This window comes from Streptococcus lutetiensis, assembly GCF_900475675.1.
In the GTDB taxonomy this organism is placed as follows: Bacteria; Bacillota; Bacilli; order Lactobacillales; family Streptococcaceae; genus Streptococcus; species Streptococcus lutetiensis.
This window is the reverse complement of record NZ_LS483403.1, coordinates 674,000-690,744: the sequence shown is the minus strand read 5'-3', so window position 1 is coordinate 690,744 and position 16,745 is coordinate 674,000. Positions and strand designations below refer to the sequence as shown.

Here is a 16,745-nt window from a genome sequence, read left to right as displayed (position 1 = left end):
CTTACTATTTCTTCTCCTCAGCCAATTTTTCCTTAACAGCTATGGCAACGTTTCGTGGGACACCACAGTTGATGATGTCATCCACGTCTGCTTTTTGAATGCTTGGCAAGCTCTTGAAGTGTTTCATGAGTAATTGCTTGCGCTTTGGGCCAAGCCCAGCAATGCCATCGAGTTTTGATGAGAATGAATTTTTAGAACGGAGTTGACGGTGGAAAGTAATGGCAAATCGGTGAACTTCGTCTTGGATACGCTGTAAGAGGAAAAACTCTTCAGAATTTCGTGGCAATTCGACCACTTCTAATGGGTCACCAAAGAGTAGTTCGTGCGTTTGGTGCTTGTCATTTTTTTGCAGACCAGCGATTGGAATATCGAGTCCAAGTTTATTTTCAATGACATCGCGCGCCACATTGACCTGACCTTGTCCACCATCGATGATGATCAAATCTGGCGGAGTCAATCCGTCTTTCATCACGCGACTGTATCTACGATAAATGACTTCACGCATGCTGGCATAGTCATCTGGGCCGACAACGGTTTTAATTTTAAATTTACGGTAATCTTTCTTACTTGGTTTCCCATTTACAAAGACAACCATCCCCGCAACTGGGCTTGTTCCTTGAATATTTGAGTTATCAAAGGCTTCAATGCGCACTGGTTTTGGAATATTGAGTAATTCACTGATATTTTCAATAGCGCCATGTGTTTTGCGGATATCTTTTTCTAGCAGGTCAAATTTTTGTTGCAGGCTGACACGCGCATTTTTTGTCGCAAGATTTACCAGCTGCTTCTTCTCACCACGTTGTGGTTTGATGACTTTGGTATCAACAACTACTTTAACTAATTCTTCGTCAATGTCCTGAGGAATAAAGACTTCTTTTGGAATAAAATGCTTGCTGTCGCGGTAAAATTGTCCGACGTAAGTCAAGAAATCCTCTTCTGGGTCATTGTAGTAAGGAAACATGTTGACATCACGCTGAATGAGTTTTCCTTGGCGAACAAAGAAAACCTGCACACACATCCAGCCTTTATCGACATAATATCCAAAAATATCACGGTCCATCATGTCTTGATTCATGACACGTTGTTTAGTACGAAGAGTTGAGATGGCTTGCAGCAAATCACGGTATTCTGCTGCGCGTTCAAACTCCAGCATGTCAGAAGCTTTTTGCATCTTTTCTTTTAAGCCATCAACAATTTTGTTATCTTGACCATTCAAGAAATTCTTCACATCTTGCGCCATGGCAACAAAATAATCATGGTCCACATGACAGATGGTATGAGCTTTACACTGACCTAAATGGTAATAAAAGCAAACCTTGTTAGCAGGATTTGTACATTTTTTAAATGGGAAAATGCGGTCTAGCAGACGTTTGATTTCTGTTGCTGCCCCTGAATCAGGGTAGGGACCAAAATACATGGCACCATCTTTTTTGATTTGTCGGGTAATCATCAAGCGTGGGTACTGTTCATTCACCGTGATTTTGATAAATGGGTAAGATTTGTCATCTTTTAGCTTGATGTTATACTTTGGCAAGTTTTCTTGAATCAGATTGATTTCAAGAAGAAGGGCTTCTGTATTTGACCCAGTAACTATGTATTCAAAATCTTCAATCTCAGAAACCAAGAGTTCGGTCTTGGTATTATGGCTACCATGAAAATAGCTGCGCACACGATTCTTGAGATTCTTGGCTTTTCCGACATAGATAATCTTGCCGTTTTTATCTTTATGGATATAACAACCAGGGCTGTCTGGCAGCAACTCCAATTTATGTTTAATCAGTTCATTCATGGTTTTATTATAGCAAAAAGGCTGTTGCATTGCTTGTTAGGACGTTTAGGAAAAGAAAAACCACCCCCTAGGCTCAGGAAGTGGTTTTCGTGTATGGGATTTAATAAAAGGAGAGCTGGTTAATCATTTGGGACAAAAATCAGGTGTTCGTTGACAAAAGCGTCAAAGCCGAGTTCGCTTAATTCGCGACCGTAACCTGAATTTTTAACGCCTCCAAATGGGATTTCTGGGTGTGATGTCCAACCAGAATTGATAAATGACATCCCTGTCTCAATCTTGGCAGCTACTTCTTTGGCATGATCAAGATTTTTTGAAAAGACGGTACCACCAAGACCATAGCTAGAATCATTGGCAAGCGCGATAGCTTCTTCTTCAGTATCAACTTTATAGATAGAAGCAACTGGACCAAAGATTTCTTGATTGTAGATTGGATTTTCTTTGGTGACATTTATCAAAACAGTTGGCATGACAAAGTTTCCTGGGTGGTCAATTGGTTCATCACCATAAACCACAGTTGCACCATTTTCCTTAGCTAATTTGATTTGACCAAGCACTTCTTCTTTTGCGGCTGCTGATGACAACGGTGCTAAAGTTGTCGCTTGATCCATTGGGTCACCCCATTTGGCTGATTTGAAATGTTTGACCACCATATCAACGAATTTGTCATAGTTTTCTTGACCAACAACGACAAAACGTTTTGATGAGGTACAAACTTGACCAGTATTGTAGAGACGAGCAAAGAAAATGGTCTTATCAAGCAAATCAAAATCGGCATCTTCTAGGATAATAAAGGCATCGTTACCACCAAGTTCCATAGATGATTTTTTCAAATTTGCTCCCGCTTCTGCTGCAATAGAAGCACCACCACGTTCAGAACCAGTCAAGCAAACCCCAACAACACGTGGGTCTGCGATAGCCTTGGAAACTTGGTCATAAGAAAGGAAGAGATTTTTGAATGCACCAATTGGTGCACCTGCTTCCAAAACCAAATCATCAAATGCTTGTGCTGATGCTGGACAGATTGAAGCATGTTTCAAAATCATCGGATTTCCAATCATAAAGTTTGGCGCAAAGACGCGCATGACTTGATAGAATGGGAAATTCCATGGTTCAACGGCTACCAAAACACCTGTCGCTTGCTTGATGTAATAAGCATCACCATTAATGTTTTCAAGTGGACGTGGTTTCAAAAATTCTTCTGCCTTATCAGCATAGTAATCAGCAATTTCTGCACAGAGGTCCACTTCACCTTTAGCTTCCACGAACAATTTTCCCATGTCTTTTGTCATGACTTCAGCGTATTTGTCAACGTCACGACGTAGCAGCTCAGCAATCTTACGCAATTGAGCTTTTCGCTCTGCTAAGCTACCTTCAGCACGCCACTTTTTATAAAGCGCATGCCCATTTGCCAAAGCTTCCTCTAACGCTTCATCCGTTGCATTGTCAAAAGTCGCAAGAATCTCGTTTGTATAAGGATAAGTTGTTTTATATGCCATCGTACCTTTTCCTCCTTTATCGTTGCTAAATTCCATGCCTTACAACTGTTAACCATTAGATTAATAGTCTTTATTTATAAAATTTAACTAAGGTTTTCAAGGTCATTATAGCACTTAAGGAAACGATTTCAAGTAAACGCTATCATTTTTTAAAAAAGAAAAACAATGCTTGAATAGTCACAAACATTGTTCCTACATTTTCATTACCAAATCCCTAGAAGATGTTGCATCCAGAGAGTGACACAGGTGATAGCTATCCAACACGTAGCTCCCAATCCAATAGCTTGTCCACCAGTCTTAATAAGTTTAATAGGATTCGTGTTAAGACCAATAGCTCCCATTGCCATGACAATAAAGAATTTTGAAAGTGTCTTAAGATTATCAAAAATAACCGTATCAATTCCTAAACCGCTGACAATTGTCGTGACAATCGAAGCCAATAAGAAATAAAGAATAAACATTGGAAAAGCTTTTTTCAATTGGAAAGTCGTTTGGTTTGCTCTGCCATTTTTTGAATCTTGATAGGCTTTATAGATTGACAGTCCTAAAGTAATCGGAATAATGGCCAATGTGCGCGTTAATTTCACAATTGTTGCACCGTCTAAGGTATTTGACCCGTGAACAGCATCCCAAGCTGTCGCGGTCGCCGTAACGGATGACGTATCATTGACAGCTGTTCCCGCAAAAAGCGCAAAACCTTGGTTAGATAGGTGAAGTAATTCTCCCAACGTTGGAAAAATTAGTGCCGCTAAGATATTGAAAAGAAAGATAACCGAAATACTCTTTGCGACTTCTTCATCTTTTGCTTTAATAACTGGTGCTGTTGCGGCAATAGCTGAGCCACCACAAATAGATGACCCAACACCAACCAAGATTGCTATATTACTATCCAATTTTAGCCATTTTTGCAATAAAAACGCTACAACCAACGAGACTGCAATGGTTGAAATAATAATTGGCAATGACTGTGTCCCAACTTTAAAAACTTGTGTTAAGTTTAAACCAAAACCTAATAAAACAACCGCCGCTTGTAAAATATATTTTGATGTAAAAGTAATACCATCAGTGGTTTGGGTGCGATTATTATGAAAATTCCCCATAACCATCCCAAGTAGAATTGCAAATACTGGCGCTCCTACAAGTGGAAATAAATTCCCTAAAAACCAGGCTGGTAAAGCTAGAATCACACAAAACATAATTCCCGGCAATTTTTTCTCAATTGTCATCATAATAAAAACTCCTTTTCACAAAATATTATAACCTGGACAAGTTATAATGTAAAATTATGATTTATTATGATATAATAAAAAAAAATAATAGGAGATTATTATGCTTGATTACCGTGTTTTTACCTTTATGAAAGTCTGCGAAACGCTTAATTTTACCCAAGCTGCTAAAGAATTGCATATCACTCAACCTGCAGTCACTAAGCATGTCAAAACTTTAGAGACAGAGTATCAAACTAAGCTTTTTACCTTTTCTGGCAAACAATGTCGGCTGACACAAAGTGGCAAAGAATTGCTTGATTTGCTGACGACTATGGACACAGATATTAAGCATTTCAAGACACAGCTCAAGCAAGATTTACAGCCGCTAAATTTTGGGGCTACTTTAACCATTGGCGAGTATGTTTTGACCGATTCTTTAGTGGATATTTTGGCAAATCACCCGAATTTCCAAGTCAAAATGCTGGTGGATAATACCGAGACACTGTTAAAAGCTATTGATAATGGACAGATTGATTTTGCCTTGATCGAAGGTTTCTTTTCAAAAGAAAAATACGATTTTCTGCCTTATCGCACAGAATCTTTCATCGCGGTCGCTTCTCCCGGCTCACCCCTAGCAAGCGGAAGCTATTCTTTAGAAGACCTACTAGCCTATCCTATCATCGTACGCGAGCAAGGGTCAGGTACCCGTGAAATACTTGAAATCATGCTCAAAGAGGCCAATCTAACCATTTCTGATTTCCATAAAATCACTGAAATTGGTAATCTAAATACCATTTGCGAGCTAGTCCAAAAAAATCTGGGAATTAGTTTTGTTTATCAAAGCGTGGTTCAAAAAGAAATTTCTGCAGGTAAACTCCAAAAAATTAATTTGGATATTCCTGCCATAAGTCATGATTTTACCTTTATTTGGCGCAAAAATAGTCATTTTAAAAATCATTATCAAGATATTTTTAAGCTCTTTTTCTAATTTTTTGGCTTGATAAAAACGCTTTTTTAACGTAAACTATATAGTTATATAGCCTATGTTAATTTTAGAAAGGGTAATTATGCACTCTACACTAGATATTACAGAACTTTATCAATACGGCGAACGTGTGACCTTTAAAAAGGGAGATAATCTCGCACAGTCCGTCACTGGCGAAACAAGCGGTGATATTTATATTCTATCTTCAGGCATCTGTGCTCTTTCATCTATTTCTTGTGATGGCAAAGAAACAACTTATCTATACTTTAAAAAGCGACAATTTGTCGGCTTTGTTCCATTGATGAACAATCTGCATTTGAACTATTACGGGAAAAAATCATTTTCAATTGTTGCCAAAACGCCTTGCGTGGCTTACCGCATTTCTAATCGTCAATTTCAAGACTTGCTAGGATTTCCATCAGTTGTTAGCTTGATGTTAAATACATTGACCGAAAATCATATTTATCTCATGGAACATTTTCACAGCAGTAAAAATGAACCTGCTTTGGTCCAATTCTGCCGCTTCTTACTTGATCAAGCTGAGCCATGTGAATCAGGTCATTTAGCTTTAAATACCTTCTTTACCTATCAAGAAATCGCCTGCTACCTAGGCATGCACTCAGTGACTATTGCACGAATGGTAAAAGCACTTCGCGCTGAAGAAATGATTGAAAAAACTGGCCATCAGATTCAAATTATTAACCCCGAACAAATGGCTAAACTTATCACAGAAGAACGTAAAATCGATTATTAAAGATAAAAGCTAGAAGTTAAAACTTCTAGCTTTGGTTTTTATCGTAATAATTTTAGCAATTCTTGATAGTTATGGACGGTGTAGGTTGGGTTAGCTACGGTGTGATTGATTTTTTTATCTGGGTTATACCAGACAGTATCGATGCCAGCATTATTGCCACCTTGAATATCCGCCAGCAAATTATCACCAATCATCAAAGCTTTTTCCTGATTAAATCGTGAAATGGCTCCAGAAATGGCGTCATAAAAGCCTTTATCTGGCTTTTGATAACCAACTTCGTCAGAGATAAAGACGTGTTCAAAATAATCTTTAATCCCTGAATTAGCCATGCGACCAGTTTGAATCTTGGTAATGCCATTTGTTGCACCAAAAATGCGGTAACCTTCTTGATTTAGCTGGTCTAACAACTGATCTGCCCCAGGAAGAGTCTGACCTTGTTGGCTAAGAAAATCTTGATAGCGCATAGCAAAGGCATGTCCATCAACCTCATGTCCAAAATGCGCAAATAAACGAGAAAAACGGGTGTCAACCAATTCTTTTTTGGTAATCTTTTTCAAACTTAAATCATTCCAAAGTTTACGATTCATGGGAATATAAACTTCTTTGTAAGTTTCAACATCATCCACGTGCGCCTCTGTCAAAAGTTCTGTCAGAGCAACATCTTCTGCCGCGTTAAAATCAAGCAAAGTATGGTCCAAATCAAACAATAAATCACGATAAATCACAGGTCTTCTCTCACTTTTTTTTATCCAATTGACCCAATTTTTTAACCACAACAGCTAGAAAACTCCCCATAACCCCTAATCCGACAACTGAATACATCATGGTAAAAATCTTTCCAGCTGCTGTAACGGGATAAATATCCCCGTAGCCAATCGTTGTTAAAGTTGTAAATGAAAAATAAAGGGCATCCAAATAAGTAAAATGTTCTACATTTGCATAAAAAAGTGTCCCACTGAGCAATAAAACAGCAGTGACACCAGCAATTCCTCTGGTTTCATCATCCTTAAAGATTGACCACAAGACACGCAATGTCCGACGCATTTGTAAGAAAAAAGTAATCATGACGTCTCCTTTACTAACGACCCTTTTTTGAATCGGTAAGATTTGACCTCATTATATCACACATCGCATCTCAAGACAAATTACTACTGATAAGCAGCAATCTCTTCTTCTCGTAAAACGCCGTCTTCCATGACCAACAATCGGTCACAATAAGAGACTAAACGTCTGTCGTGCGTAACCATTAAGACTGCTTTATTCTTTTCTTTGGCCTCGTCGGCTAGAATTTTGACAACTTCCATGGCTTTTTCAGTGTCCAAACTCGCTGTTGGCTCATCAGCCAAGATAATCGTTGGGTCATTATACAAGGCTCTGGCTATCGCCACTCGTTGCCTTTGCCCGCCAGAAATTTCCTCAGGATATTTGTCTGCGATACTGGCAATACCCAGCTGGTCAAAAAGGCTGTCAATCGATTCGCGCTGTTTTTTCTTATCAACCTTGTCAACCAAGCGTAGCTGATCTTTGATTTTTAAAAAGGGTACTAGGTTGGAAGCTTGCAAGATAAAGCCAATCTGGTCAAAACGCATCTTAGCACGCGCTTTTTCTTTTTTCTGGCTAAAAGCTTGGCCGTTCAATCTCACTTCACCTTGTGACGGTGATTGCAGGCCACCAATAATGGTCAAAAAAGTACTTTTTCCAGAACCTGACGGGCCAATAACGGCAACAAATTCACCTTTGTTAATCGTCAAATTTGTCTCTTTCAGAGCTTCAATTTGATCTGGACCATCTTTGAAATATTTTTTGATATTGATTAATTCAATTGCTGTCATAATTATCTCCTAACCGATTGCCTTTAAAGGGTCAACTTTGACAATGCTTACCACTGAGAAAAGTGCACCAAAAACGGCAATAAGAACCATCAGCACACTAATTCCTGCAAAAAAGAGTGGATTTACCTGAAACGGAACTGATGTTGGTAGAAAAACGGCACTGAGCAGGGTTAACGCTAAGCCGAGACTAACCGCTAATATGGCTAAAATAAAGGTCTGTGCGAAAACCATCTGTGATAGATAGCCGTTAGAAATGCCTTGCGCTTTTAAAACACCAAAGATTGCTTTTTTCTGCAGTGTCAAAATATAGATGAATATTCCAATGACAATCGCTGCTATCACAATCAAAAAGCCAATCATAAAGGAAAAAGTCAGATTCTGAGCTTTATAACCTGGAAGATTTTCAATAAACGTTGATGTGGTCATGCTCTCAAGCTCTTTAGGAACCTGATTTACCTTGCCACGAATCACTAGAGCACTGATTGTATTTACTTGAGCATTATCCGCAAGGACGCTTGCCAGTGTTTCTTTTGTCATGTAAAGGACCGGCTGAACATTAAAGCTCGCATTATCTGTAAAACCAGTAATAGTTAGCTTTTTAGTACTATCTCCAAGAGTAATTTTGTCACCAATTTTTAATTGATATGATTTTTTTAAGCTACTATCAGCGACGACTTCTCCTGTTTTTGAGAAAAGCTTTCCTTCACTCAACTTCGGACGTAGAAATTCATCCTGCTTAATCGCGAATAAATTGACATTAATTTTATTTTTTTCCTTGTCTTTAATTGTCGTAGAAGCTTGTGTCAATTCTGCCATTTTATCAGCGTTAACATCATTTTTTAAGTCGACTGAAAAGCGTGACATGCGCAGATTTTTATTAGCTTGCTCATTTAAAATGACATAATCAGATTTCCAAGAATCAACCGCCGAGCGATTGGTCTGGGCTAAACCATTAGCCAAACCCGTCAGGAAAAAGACCAAGTAAGCAATCAAGAAAATCACTCCAACCACTAATCCATAACGCAGCTTCGAGTGTTTCATTTCATTCCATGCTAAAAACATAACTGCCCTCCTCTATTTCGAATACTGTAAGCTTACTATGATTTTCAAATAAAGTACATTAATTTGATTGTAAATTTTACCGCTTTCATGAAAAACCAGACGTAGTAAGGGATAGGAAAAAAGCACCTCAAAATGAGATACTTTCTAAATCTTTATTTCCCTTCCAATCGTTCTTTGAGTTTTTCAACAAAGAGGTAGGCTGCGGGGCAGAAAAGGGTGTTTTTGATGGTTAGGTTATTAATTTGATAGATTTTTTTGCGGTCTGTGTGCGGAAATTCACGGCATGCTTTTGGTCGGACGTCGTAAATGGTGCAAAGGTTGTCATCGCCTAAAAATGGACAAGGCATTGATTGAAAGACTTTGTCGCCGTCTTCATCGACACGAAGGTACATGTCTTCAAATACGCCAAGTTTCATGCGAAAGACTTTTGAAATGCGTGTGATATCTGCTTCTGTAAACAGAGGACCTAAGCTTTTGCAGCAGTTAGCACATTTTGTGCAATCAATCTCGTTAAAAACTTCTGTGTGAATTTCTTGAGTAATTTTATCAAGATTTTTAGGAGCTTTTTTCTTGAGTGTTGCTAAAAATTTGCGGTGTTCTTTTTGTTTTTGTTGAGCTAGTTCATGATAACGTTCAATGTCAATATCTGTCATTTTCATACTTTCTAATATTGTTTTCAGTCAGAAAATATTATAGCACAAATAAAAAGCGGACTCAAAAACCTCTTTGATTGTCAGCGCAGCTTTAGCAAAGCCTCGCGCTCTTGTTCTTTTATCTCTTGAATAAATCTGTCAAACTCTGCTTTTGCTGCTCTGCTATTTTTCAAATCACAATCAAATAAAAGATTCTCTAAAAAGACGGGGTCAGTTCCTCTTTCTTGATAAATATTTCCTTGAAAGAAATAACGGCGAGTCTTTCGGTCAATCGCTACAACCGACGAGCGCCAGCGTGCATTGTGCTGATTGTCGGGTTTCCAACTGATTTTGAGCTGCTGCCCATGATAATACCAGCCCATCAATTGCAGAGCAATTTGCTTGTTTTTTTTCGGGTCTTGGTAAAAACATGGAGTAGCAACGGCTTGATTATCTAAAAGTGAAAAAGGATGGAAATCCTGAATACCCTGATAATCATCATAAGATATGGCATTGTCAGAATCATCTGAGTGAAAAAGCGCCGAGTGCGCATCACGAAAGGGATCATAAACATCGTCTAGGTTGGCTTTCTTGCCAAAGCACAACCAATCAATGCTTGCCTTATCGTAATAGGTCACGTAAGCCTTCAGCAACTTTTTATCACTTGGTACCTGCAAAATCTGAATCGTCTCACGCGCCTTAATTGGGACAGACATCATGGCATTGTAAAGCATCGATGTTGCAAACACCTTAATACGTTTTAAATCCTTGCTATAACCTTTTTCAGAGCGATTAAGGACATAAAAATCATCATCTTCTAACTTGAAGACAATGACAAATTGTAAATTTTTTCGTTTCTGGTCTATTCTAAAAATCGGTGTGGTGTATTGAGTGTCGTTTTTGAAGAGTTTTAAAAACTTGCCAGTCTGCACCAATCTCGTGTGTTTCATTTGCATCATGATTTCTAGTTTAACATGGTCAAAAGAAATTGTCACGATAAGTAATATCAAAAAACGCCCAAGCTGTTTCTTGGACGTTATTACTAGATGGATTGGTTTTTGCTTTTAGGAGTAAAAGGTTAATTAGATTTTATAGGTTACTATAATCTTCTTCGCTTACTGCTTCTAACCAAGTGTTTGAGGTATTTTTACCTGGGACTTCTAGCGAAATATGGCTAAACCATGAGTCTTTCTTAGCACCGTGCCAGTGTTTTGTATTGGCTGGAATCACAATGACTTTACCCGGTTCAAGACTGACAGCTTTCTTACCTTCTTCTTGATACCAACCTTGACCTGCGGTACAAATCAGAATTTGACCACCGCCTTTGTCAGCCTTGTGAATATGCCAGTGATTTCTACAACCCGGTTCAAAGGTCACATTTGCTAGAAAAAGTGGTGAATCCGCATCAACTAAGGGATTGAGGAAAGAATTGCCATCAAAATATGGTGCGTATGCGTCATTTGCTTGACCTTTTCCAAAGATATTTTCTCTATCAAAAAGTTCTTTATCTGTCATCGATTTCTCCCTCACTTAATCTTCGTTCCAAACTTCTTTTGCAAGGTTGAAGACTGCCCAAGCTTTTGGCCAACCTGCGTAGAAAGCTACATGTGTGATAACAGCAGCAATCTCAACTTTACTGACACCATTGTTCTTAGCATTTTGTAAATGATAAACAAGAGAACTGTCAGTGATACCAGATGACATAAGTGCTACAACCGTGATGATACAACGTGTTTTAAGGTCAATATCGCTACTATTCCAGTTCTCACCAAAAAGCACGTCATCATTAAAATGCGCAAAATCTGGTGCAAATTCACCCAATTGGTCACGTCCTGCGGTTTGTTTAATTGTCATGTTGAATCCTCTTTTCTAAACGCTTAATCAGCTGTTCCTTCTTCAAAAAGACTCTCTTCTTTTTTCAAAATGATATTTTTATAATTCTCAATTTTATAATCTAGTCGTTCTTTGGCAGCTTGGAGTTCAGCAATGCGGGAAATCAATTTTTCACGTTCTTCTTCTAAAATTTTCATCCGTGCTTTTTCCGTGCCTTCACCTTCTTCAACCAAACTCATGTATTCAATCAAAGATTCTACGCTCATGCCAGCACTTCTAAAACAACGAATAAATTCAAGAGCAGCAATATCTTGTTCAGAAAAATCCCTGACACCAGATTTATTTCGGCGCACTCGTGGCAACAAGCCAATACGCTCATAATAGCGGATAGTATCTGCTGAAACGCCCGTTTGCTCACTGACTTTTTTGATATTCATAACTCATCTCCTCTCATCTTTCTAACACAGTATATACCTTAGAGTGAACTCCAAGTCAAGTAAATCGCACAAAAAAACTTGGGAAAACCCAAGTTTTTTACTCTTATTTCTTCTTATCTAAACGTGACAAAAGACTATTGAAATCAGGTAACGACAAATTTATCTTATCTCTACTAAAGTTACCCAAGCGACTGTGTCCAACAAAAGCTTGCAAAAATAATTTAGCTGATTTAGCTAGCAAGAGCTTTTTCTCTGTTCCGATAGAATAAAAGGAAGCAATGCTTGTAGCTAATTTGGCACCAAATTCTCGGTCGATTGTGACGTCATTGATGCTATGAATGCCGCTTGACATCAAGGTATCAAAGAGAATGTCAAAAAGTATTTTCAATTCTTGACTAGACAATTCCTTCATCCATTGCTTGAAAGTCTTCTCAAGATTTTGGCTTAAATCAGTTTGGCGCTCAGCTAAGATTAGCTCACCTGTTTCTTCATTAAATTGCCACGACGTAACGGCATGCTGCATGATGCCTGAAGCATTACTCTTAACTACAATCGGGTCAATGTCGTTGTAGAGCATAATGCCAACGATAGACTCTTCTGGTCGAATCACCGTCACGCGCCCGCGAATCGCCTTATAGCTATCACTTTCAAGGCCTTTTTCTTGCAAACCGGGTGCATCAAGCATATAGACTTTTTCGATTTGTTCACGAAGCAGGTCATTAACATGGGCTACGGCATAAAGGGCCAAATTTCCACCTTTAGAATGCCCGCTAACGGTCACCTTACCAGCGTATTTTTCAAGGTAAGCTTCAAGATAAGCCACAGCCGCACGATGAGCAGGAATTTCTTGAACATAGGTCAGTTTAAAATCCTCTTTCCAGCCAATCATGGTATCATCTGTCCCGCGAAAAACCAGCTGATGATGATTAATTTCAGGTAAAGTAAAGACCATAGCTGAAAACTGTCTTTCGTATTCCGCATCAACGTCATTGACATAATCAGACAAATTCAAATTTACAAAACGTTTTGAAGCCACAACTTTCTGCAAAAGCTTAACACGCTCTTCAGTCACTAAAAAACTATGATTAAAGAGTTTTTCACCTGTTACGTAAGGCATTAAGACCTCGTGAAGATTCACTTCTTTTGAAAAATCAATCGATGCATCTAACTCCTCAAAACAGAAATAACCAAGCTCATTCAAGCATAGAATATCTGCTTCATTAAAGGCAAAATCTTCAAAAGAACGATTTTTGTTGTGATCTAAATAGTCATTAATTGTCGCCATTATTCTCCCCTAACTCTCTTGAATTTTACAGAGATTTTCAGAAAGTGTCAAGGAAAAGACAGACACCCCAAATAAGCTTACTTTCGCATAAGTCTCTTACGCCATTCTTCAAGTCCTACGATGACGAATGGGCAGAGCATAAGGTAAAGCCAGTGCCAAACACCAAGACTTGCTGTGTTGAACAAATCATGAAAAACAGGCAAATATACCAGAGTCACAAAAATAATCAATTCAACAACTAAACCGATATTAATCAAAGGATTACCAAATAATTGCAACTTGCGAATGGATTGGTCAGAGGTTCTGCTGTTCATGACCATACCGATTTGACAGAAGATAATAGCACCCAAGGTCATGGTTGTCGCTTCTTGGTACAATTGACCTGAACCTGCAAGCACCGCTAAGTTTCCATTATGAAGTAGATAAGTGATAAAGAATGCACCCATAGCAAGAGATGATTCAATCAAACCATACCATAGAAAAGCTTTTATCAGCAATTTCTTATCCAGCAAACGCTCAGTCAATTTGCGAGGTGGTTGGTTCATCACACCTGGTTCTGGTGGTTCAACTCCCAAGCCAAGTGCTGGAATCATGTCAGTCCCCAAATCGACAGCTAGAATTTGCATAACAGTCAAAGGAAGTGGGACAAAGCCACGTGATAATAGGAAGAATGCTGACGGGACGGCTTCTGGAGTATTTGAGTTAAAGATATAAGTCAAGAATTTCTTGATATTGTGGAAAACCGCACGCCCTTCTTCAACCGCTTTAACGATAGATGCAAAATGGTCATCCGTCAAAATCATATCTGCCGATTCTTTTGCGACATCTGTACCTGTAATCCCCATAGCGACACCAATATCTGCTTTTTTAAGGGCAGGAGCATCGTTAACTCCATCTCCTGTCACAGCGACAACTTCACCCAATTCTTGAAGAGCTGATACAACTCGATATTTTTGCTCCGGTGCCACACGCGCAAAGACAATTTCGCCTTTGAGCGCTTCTTTTAAGGCTTCATCAGACATCTTTTCCAACTCTAAGCCAGTCACAACACGCGCATCGTCACCACGAACAATACCGATTTTCTTAGCGATACTGAGCGCTGTCAAACCGTAGTCACCTGTCACCATGATAATACGAATACTTGCGCGGTGACACTTTTCAACCGCCTCACGCACACCTTCCCGAGGAGGATCACTCATAGCAATCAAGCCAAGAAAGATCATATTGTGTTCTAGAGTTTCTTTCGTCCATTGTTCTTCTTGAGTCAATCGTTCACTTTCCAAGGTCCGATAAGCAAATGCCAAAACCCGCAAACCATCCTTAGCAAAATCATCATTGGCAGCTAAGATTCTCGCTTGAACGTCTGCCGTCATTTCATGAATACCTTTTTGGTCTTTGTAAAAATGGCAGAGCTCTACCATTTCTTTTGGAGAACCTTTGGTGATGGACACCAAAGAACTGCCATCGACTAAGCTGTCAACTTGGTTAACAGTCGTCATGCGCTTGCGTACTGAATCAAAAGGCAATTCTTTCAAGCGTGGTCCCCAAGACTTGTCTTTTTCAAGGGTTAGGCCAGCTTTTTCAGCCAAGACATTCAGACAAGCTTCGGTTGGGTCACCAAGGACAGTGTACGAAGCATTTTTGTCATTAGGTGGCAAAACTTGTGCATTACTGCAGAGGTGAGCAAAGCGGATAAGGTGTTCAAGCGGTTGACTTTCGATAAGCGCAGCTTTCTTACCACCACTTTTGCGAATATCTCCTTCAGCAGCATAGCCTAGTCCTGTCACATCATACTGACCAGATACTTGCCAGAGGTGGTTAACCGTCATGGCATTTTGGGTCAATGTCCCTGTCTTATCCGAACAAATAACCGAAGTTGCTCCCAAAGTTTCAACGGATGATAATTTTTTAACCAAGGCGTTTGATTTTGCCATGCGTTGCACAGCCATTGCCAAAGAAAGAGTAACTGTCGGGAGCAATCCTTCTGGGATAAAGGCGACGATCATACCAAGTGCAAAAATAAAGGCTTTTGCAAATGGTTGGTGAACAAAAAGTGCCGCTGCGATAAAGAAAATAACCCCAACAGTAATTGCAATAACTGAAATTTGTTTGGTCAAATGGTCTAATTCTTTTTGAAGCGGGCTTTTATCATCAGCCATATTTTCTGTCAAGTGAGCAATTTGTCCAAATTGGGTTGCCATACCAGTCGCTGAGACAATCATCTTGGCTGAACCCAATGAAACAGTTGTACCTGCAAAGACCATATTGTCGTATTCAAGAGCTGTTTTTTGAGCATCTGTGTCAGCATCACTATTTTTATAGACAGGATTTGATTCATCTGTTAGGGCAGATTGATTGACCTGAAAATCTGTAGCAAAAATAACACGACCATCTGCAGAGATACGGTCACCTTCTTCAATCAAAACAAGGTCACCAGGCACCAACTCTTCAGCAAGTACCTTTTCTTCTTGCCCTTCACGAATGACACGTGCATAAGAAGGAAGCATCTTTTTTAGAGCTTCGGTTGCTTGGCTAGCACGGTATTCTTGAACAAAACTGAAAACACCATTGATGATATTGACAAACCAAATGGCAAGACCGAGTTCAACGCTATGAGATAAAATCGCCACAGCACCTCCTACCCAGAGAAGGATTGCCATAAGACTTGTAAAATTCCTAATAAAAGTTACAATGACTGGTTCTTTTTCGACTTCTTTTAGTCGATTTGGACCATATTGTTTTTGACGTTCTTTGACTTGTTTATGACTTAGGCCTGAGCTTTGCGTAGCAGCGGCTTTGTAAACGTCGTTAGCTGCGTAAGTTCCAAGGTCAAGTTGAACAGTTTTTTCATTTGTTCGATTACTCATAACTTGTTCCTCAATTTCTAAAAACGGTTTCACATCCTTAAAGCCATTATACTACTTTTCAAAATCATTGAGGTAAATCAAGCAAGCCTTTCACACCATTTTCAACAGAATTTCCAAGTTTGTACAAAAACATCTTAGACTGATATATCTAAGATGTCTTTTTATTTTAGAAGTATAGTCTAAATTATTAACGTACCATTTAAAATATCAAATAAATTATCTTCTAAATATAATTCAATAATATGAAAATAAACTTCACCATTATGTATAAATTGGGACTCTTTTACTGGATACTTTGTAGCTGTTAGATTAAAAAAATCACAGTATTTGCTTAAATATGCCGGCTTTCTTAAATCAGAAAAAATTTTACCAATAGGTATTAAACAATTCTGAACACAAAAATCATCTAATTGCTTTACTTTATCAGCATCATAAATAACAATATTATTTGAGATGTCAATACCTCCAGCTTTTAATGTTGTAGCTCGCATAGCCAAAGAATCTCCCCCAATTATACTGAGTAGAATAGTCACTATCGCAAATAATACGTTCTTGAATTATTTCT

General features: G+C 38.8%; 17 protein-coding genes. 2 read left to right on the top strand and 15 right to left on the bottom strand.

Translation table 11 applies throughout. The features are described 5' to 3' along the window. Positions 1-4: 4 nt before the first annotated feature. From uvrC to DQN23_RS03585, 3 genes are all read right to left on the bottom strand, one after another. Complete coding sequence (gene uvrC, locus DQN23_RS03595; RefSeq protein ID WP_111713076.1) at positions 5-1,789, bottom strand: excinuclease ABC subunit UvrC; 1,785 nt, start codon at positions 1,787-1,789, stop codon at positions 5-7. 119 nt (positions 1,790-1,908) lie between these two features. Next, complete coding sequence (locus DQN23_RS03590; protein ID WP_111712729.1) at positions 1,909-3,285, bottom strand: NAD-dependent succinate-semialdehyde dehydrogenase; 1,377 nt, start codon at positions 3,283-3,285, stop codon at positions 1,909-1,911. Positions 3,286-3,488: 203 nt separating this feature from the next. Beyond that, positions 3,489-4,514, bottom strand: a complete 1,026-nt coding sequence (locus DQN23_RS03585) for a YeiH family protein (protein WP_111712728.1) — start codon at positions 4,512-4,514, stop codon at positions 3,489-3,491. A gap of 100 nt (positions 4,515-4,614) precedes the next feature. Here DQN23_RS03585 and DQN23_RS03580 point away from each other — a divergent pair, with 100 nt between their 5' ends. Together DQN23_RS03580 and DQN23_RS03575 are read left to right on the top strand one after the other, a co-directional pair. Further along, complete coding sequence (locus DQN23_RS03580) at positions 4,615-5,481, top strand: LysR family transcriptional regulator (protein ID WP_111712727.1); 867 nt, start codon at positions 4,615-4,617, stop codon at positions 5,479-5,481. A gap of 79 nt (positions 5,482-5,560) precedes the next feature. Beyond that, entirely contained in the window at positions 5,561-6,232 is a 672-nt protein-coding gene (locus DQN23_RS03575) for a Crp/Fnr family transcriptional regulator (protein WP_058692836.1), read from the top strand. A 38-nt stretch (positions 6,233-6,270) separates the two neighbouring features. On the opposite strand, the gene DQN23_RS03570 is transcribed toward DQN23_RS03575, so the two are convergent. The 12 genes from DQN23_RS03570 to DQN23_RS09235 all read right to left on the bottom strand — a co-directional run bounded on the left by DQN23_RS03570 (position 6,271) and on the right by DQN23_RS09235 (position 16,671). Continuing rightward, complete coding sequence (locus DQN23_RS03570; protein ID WP_013851722.1) at positions 6,271-6,957, bottom strand: YjjG family noncanonical pyrimidine nucleotidase; 687 nt, start codon at positions 6,955-6,957, stop codon at positions 6,271-6,273. Between the two features lie 10 nt (positions 6,958-6,967). Then, positions 6,968-7,297, bottom strand: a complete 330-nt coding sequence (locus DQN23_RS03565; RefSeq protein ID WP_003064430.1) for a potassium channel family protein — start codon at positions 7,295-7,297, stop codon at positions 6,968-6,970. An 83-nt stretch (positions 7,298-7,380) separates the two neighbouring features. Continuing rightward, positions 7,381-8,064, bottom strand: a complete 684-nt coding sequence (locus DQN23_RS03560; protein WP_013851721.1) for an ABC transporter ATP-binding protein — start codon at positions 8,062-8,064, stop codon at positions 7,381-7,383. A 9-nt stretch (positions 8,065-8,073) separates the two neighbouring features. Continuing rightward, entirely contained in the window at positions 8,074-9,126 is a 1,053-nt protein-coding gene (locus tag DQN23_RS03555) for an ABC transporter permease (RefSeq protein WP_111712726.1), read from the bottom strand. A 152-nt stretch (positions 9,127-9,278) separates the two neighbouring features. Next, positions 9,279-9,779, bottom strand: a complete 501-nt coding sequence (locus DQN23_RS03550) for a YkgJ family cysteine cluster protein (RefSeq protein WP_021142109.1) — start codon at positions 9,777-9,779, stop codon at positions 9,279-9,281. Positions 9,780-9,859: 80 nt separating this feature from the next. Further along, positions 9,860-10,717 (bottom strand): hypothetical protein, encoded by an 858-nt coding sequence (locus DQN23_RS03545; RefSeq protein WP_111713075.1) that lies wholly within the window; start codon positions 10,715-10,717, stop codon positions 9,860-9,862. A gap of 130 nt (positions 10,718-10,847) precedes the next feature. After that, positions 10,848-11,273 (bottom strand): cupin domain-containing protein, encoded by a 426-nt coding sequence (locus DQN23_RS03540; protein WP_111712725.1) that lies wholly within the window; start codon positions 11,271-11,273, stop codon positions 10,848-10,850. 15 nt (positions 11,274-11,288) lie between these two features. Further along, entirely contained in the window at positions 11,289-11,612 is a 324-nt protein-coding gene (locus tag DQN23_RS03535; protein WP_111712724.1) for a carboxymuconolactone decarboxylase family protein, read from the bottom strand. 23 nt (positions 11,613-11,635) lie between these two features. Then, positions 11,636-12,028, bottom strand: coding sequence for a stress response transcriptional regulator NmlR (gene nmlR / locus DQN23_RS03530; RefSeq protein ID WP_020916545.1), 393 nt, complete (start codon positions 12,026-12,028; stop codon positions 11,636-11,638). A gap of 103 nt (positions 12,029-12,131) precedes the next feature. Further along, complete coding sequence (locus DQN23_RS03525; RefSeq protein WP_020916544.1) at positions 12,132-13,313, bottom strand: Mbeg1-like protein; 1,182 nt, start codon at positions 13,311-13,313, stop codon at positions 12,132-12,134. A 77-nt stretch (positions 13,314-13,390) separates the two neighbouring features. Further along, on the bottom strand, positions 13,391-16,180 hold the full coding sequence (locus tag DQN23_RS03520; protein ID WP_111712723.1) for a cation-translocating P-type ATPase: 2,790 nt from the start codon (positions 16,178-16,180) through the stop codon (positions 13,391-13,393). A gap of 179 nt (positions 16,181-16,359) precedes the next feature. After that, positions 16,360-16,671, bottom strand: a complete 312-nt coding sequence (locus tag DQN23_RS09235; RefSeq protein ID WP_233422896.1) for a hypothetical protein — start codon at positions 16,669-16,671, stop codon at positions 16,360-16,362. Positions 16,672-16,745 lie beyond the last annotated feature (74 nt).

What these genes read in the sequence shown, in the direction of transcription:
- DQN23_RS03550 (WP_021142109.1), bottom strand. Translation starts at nt 9,779, where the DNA reads ATGACAGATATTGACATTGAACGTTATCATGAACTAGCTCAACAAAAA.
- DQN23_RS03560 (WP_013851721.1), bottom strand. Translation starts at nt 8,064, where the DNA reads ATGACAGCAATTGAATTAATCAATATCAAAAAATATTTCAAAGATGGT.
- DQN23_RS03590 (WP_111712729.1), bottom strand. Translation starts at nt 3,285, where the DNA reads ATGGCATATAAAACAACTTATCCTTATACAAACGAGATTCTTGCGACT.
- DQN23_RS03585 (WP_111712728.1), bottom strand. Translation starts at nt 4,514, where the DNA reads ATGATGACAATTGAGAAAAAATTGCCGGGAATTATGTTTTGTGTGATT.
- DQN23_RS03540 (WP_111712725.1), bottom strand. Translation starts at nt 11,273, where the DNA reads ATGACAGATAAAGAACTTTTTGATAGAGAAAATATCTTTGGAAAAGGT.
- DQN23_RS03580 (WP_111712727.1), top strand. Translation starts at nt 4,615, where the DNA reads ATGCTTGATTACCGTGTTTTTACCTTTATGAAAGTCTGCGAAACGCTT.
- DQN23_RS03535 (WP_111712724.1), bottom strand. Translation starts at nt 11,612, where the DNA reads ATGACAATTAAACAAACCGCAGGACGTGACCAATTGGGTGAATTTGCA.
- DQN23_RS03525 (WP_020916544.1), bottom strand. Translation starts at nt 13,313, where the DNA reads ATGGCGACAATTAATGACTATTTAGATCACAACAAAAATCGTTCTTTT.
- uvrC (WP_111713076.1), bottom strand. Translation starts at nt 1,789, where the DNA reads ATGAATGAACTGATTAAACATAAATTGGAGTTGCTGCCAGACAGCCCT.
- DQN23_RS03520 (WP_111712723.1), bottom strand. Translation starts at nt 16,180, where the DNA reads ATGAGTAATCGAACAAATGAAAAAACTGTTCAACTTGACCTTGGAACT.
- DQN23_RS03565 (WP_003064430.1), bottom strand. Translation starts at nt 7,297, where the DNA reads ATGATTACTTTTTTCTTACAAATGCGTCGGACATTGCGTGTCTTGTGG.
- DQN23_RS03545 (WP_111713075.1), bottom strand. Translation starts at nt 10,717, where the DNA reads ATGATGCAAATGAAACACACGAGATTGGTGCAGACTGGCAAGTTTTTA.
- DQN23_RS03555 (WP_111712726.1), bottom strand. Translation starts at nt 9,126, where the DNA reads ATGTTTTTAGCATGGAATGAAATGAAACACTCGAAGCTGCGTTATGGA.
- DQN23_RS03575 (WP_058692836.1), top strand. Translation starts at nt 5,561, where the DNA reads ATGCACTCTACACTAGATATTACAGAACTTTATCAATACGGCGAACGT.
- nmlR (WP_020916545.1), bottom strand. Translation starts at nt 12,028, where the DNA reads ATGAATATCAAAAAAGTCAGTGAGCAAACGGGCGTTTCAGCAGATACT.
- DQN23_RS09235 (WP_233422896.1), bottom strand. Translation starts at nt 16,671, where the DNA reads ATGCGAGCTACAACATTAAAAGCTGGAGGTATTGACATCTCAAATAAT.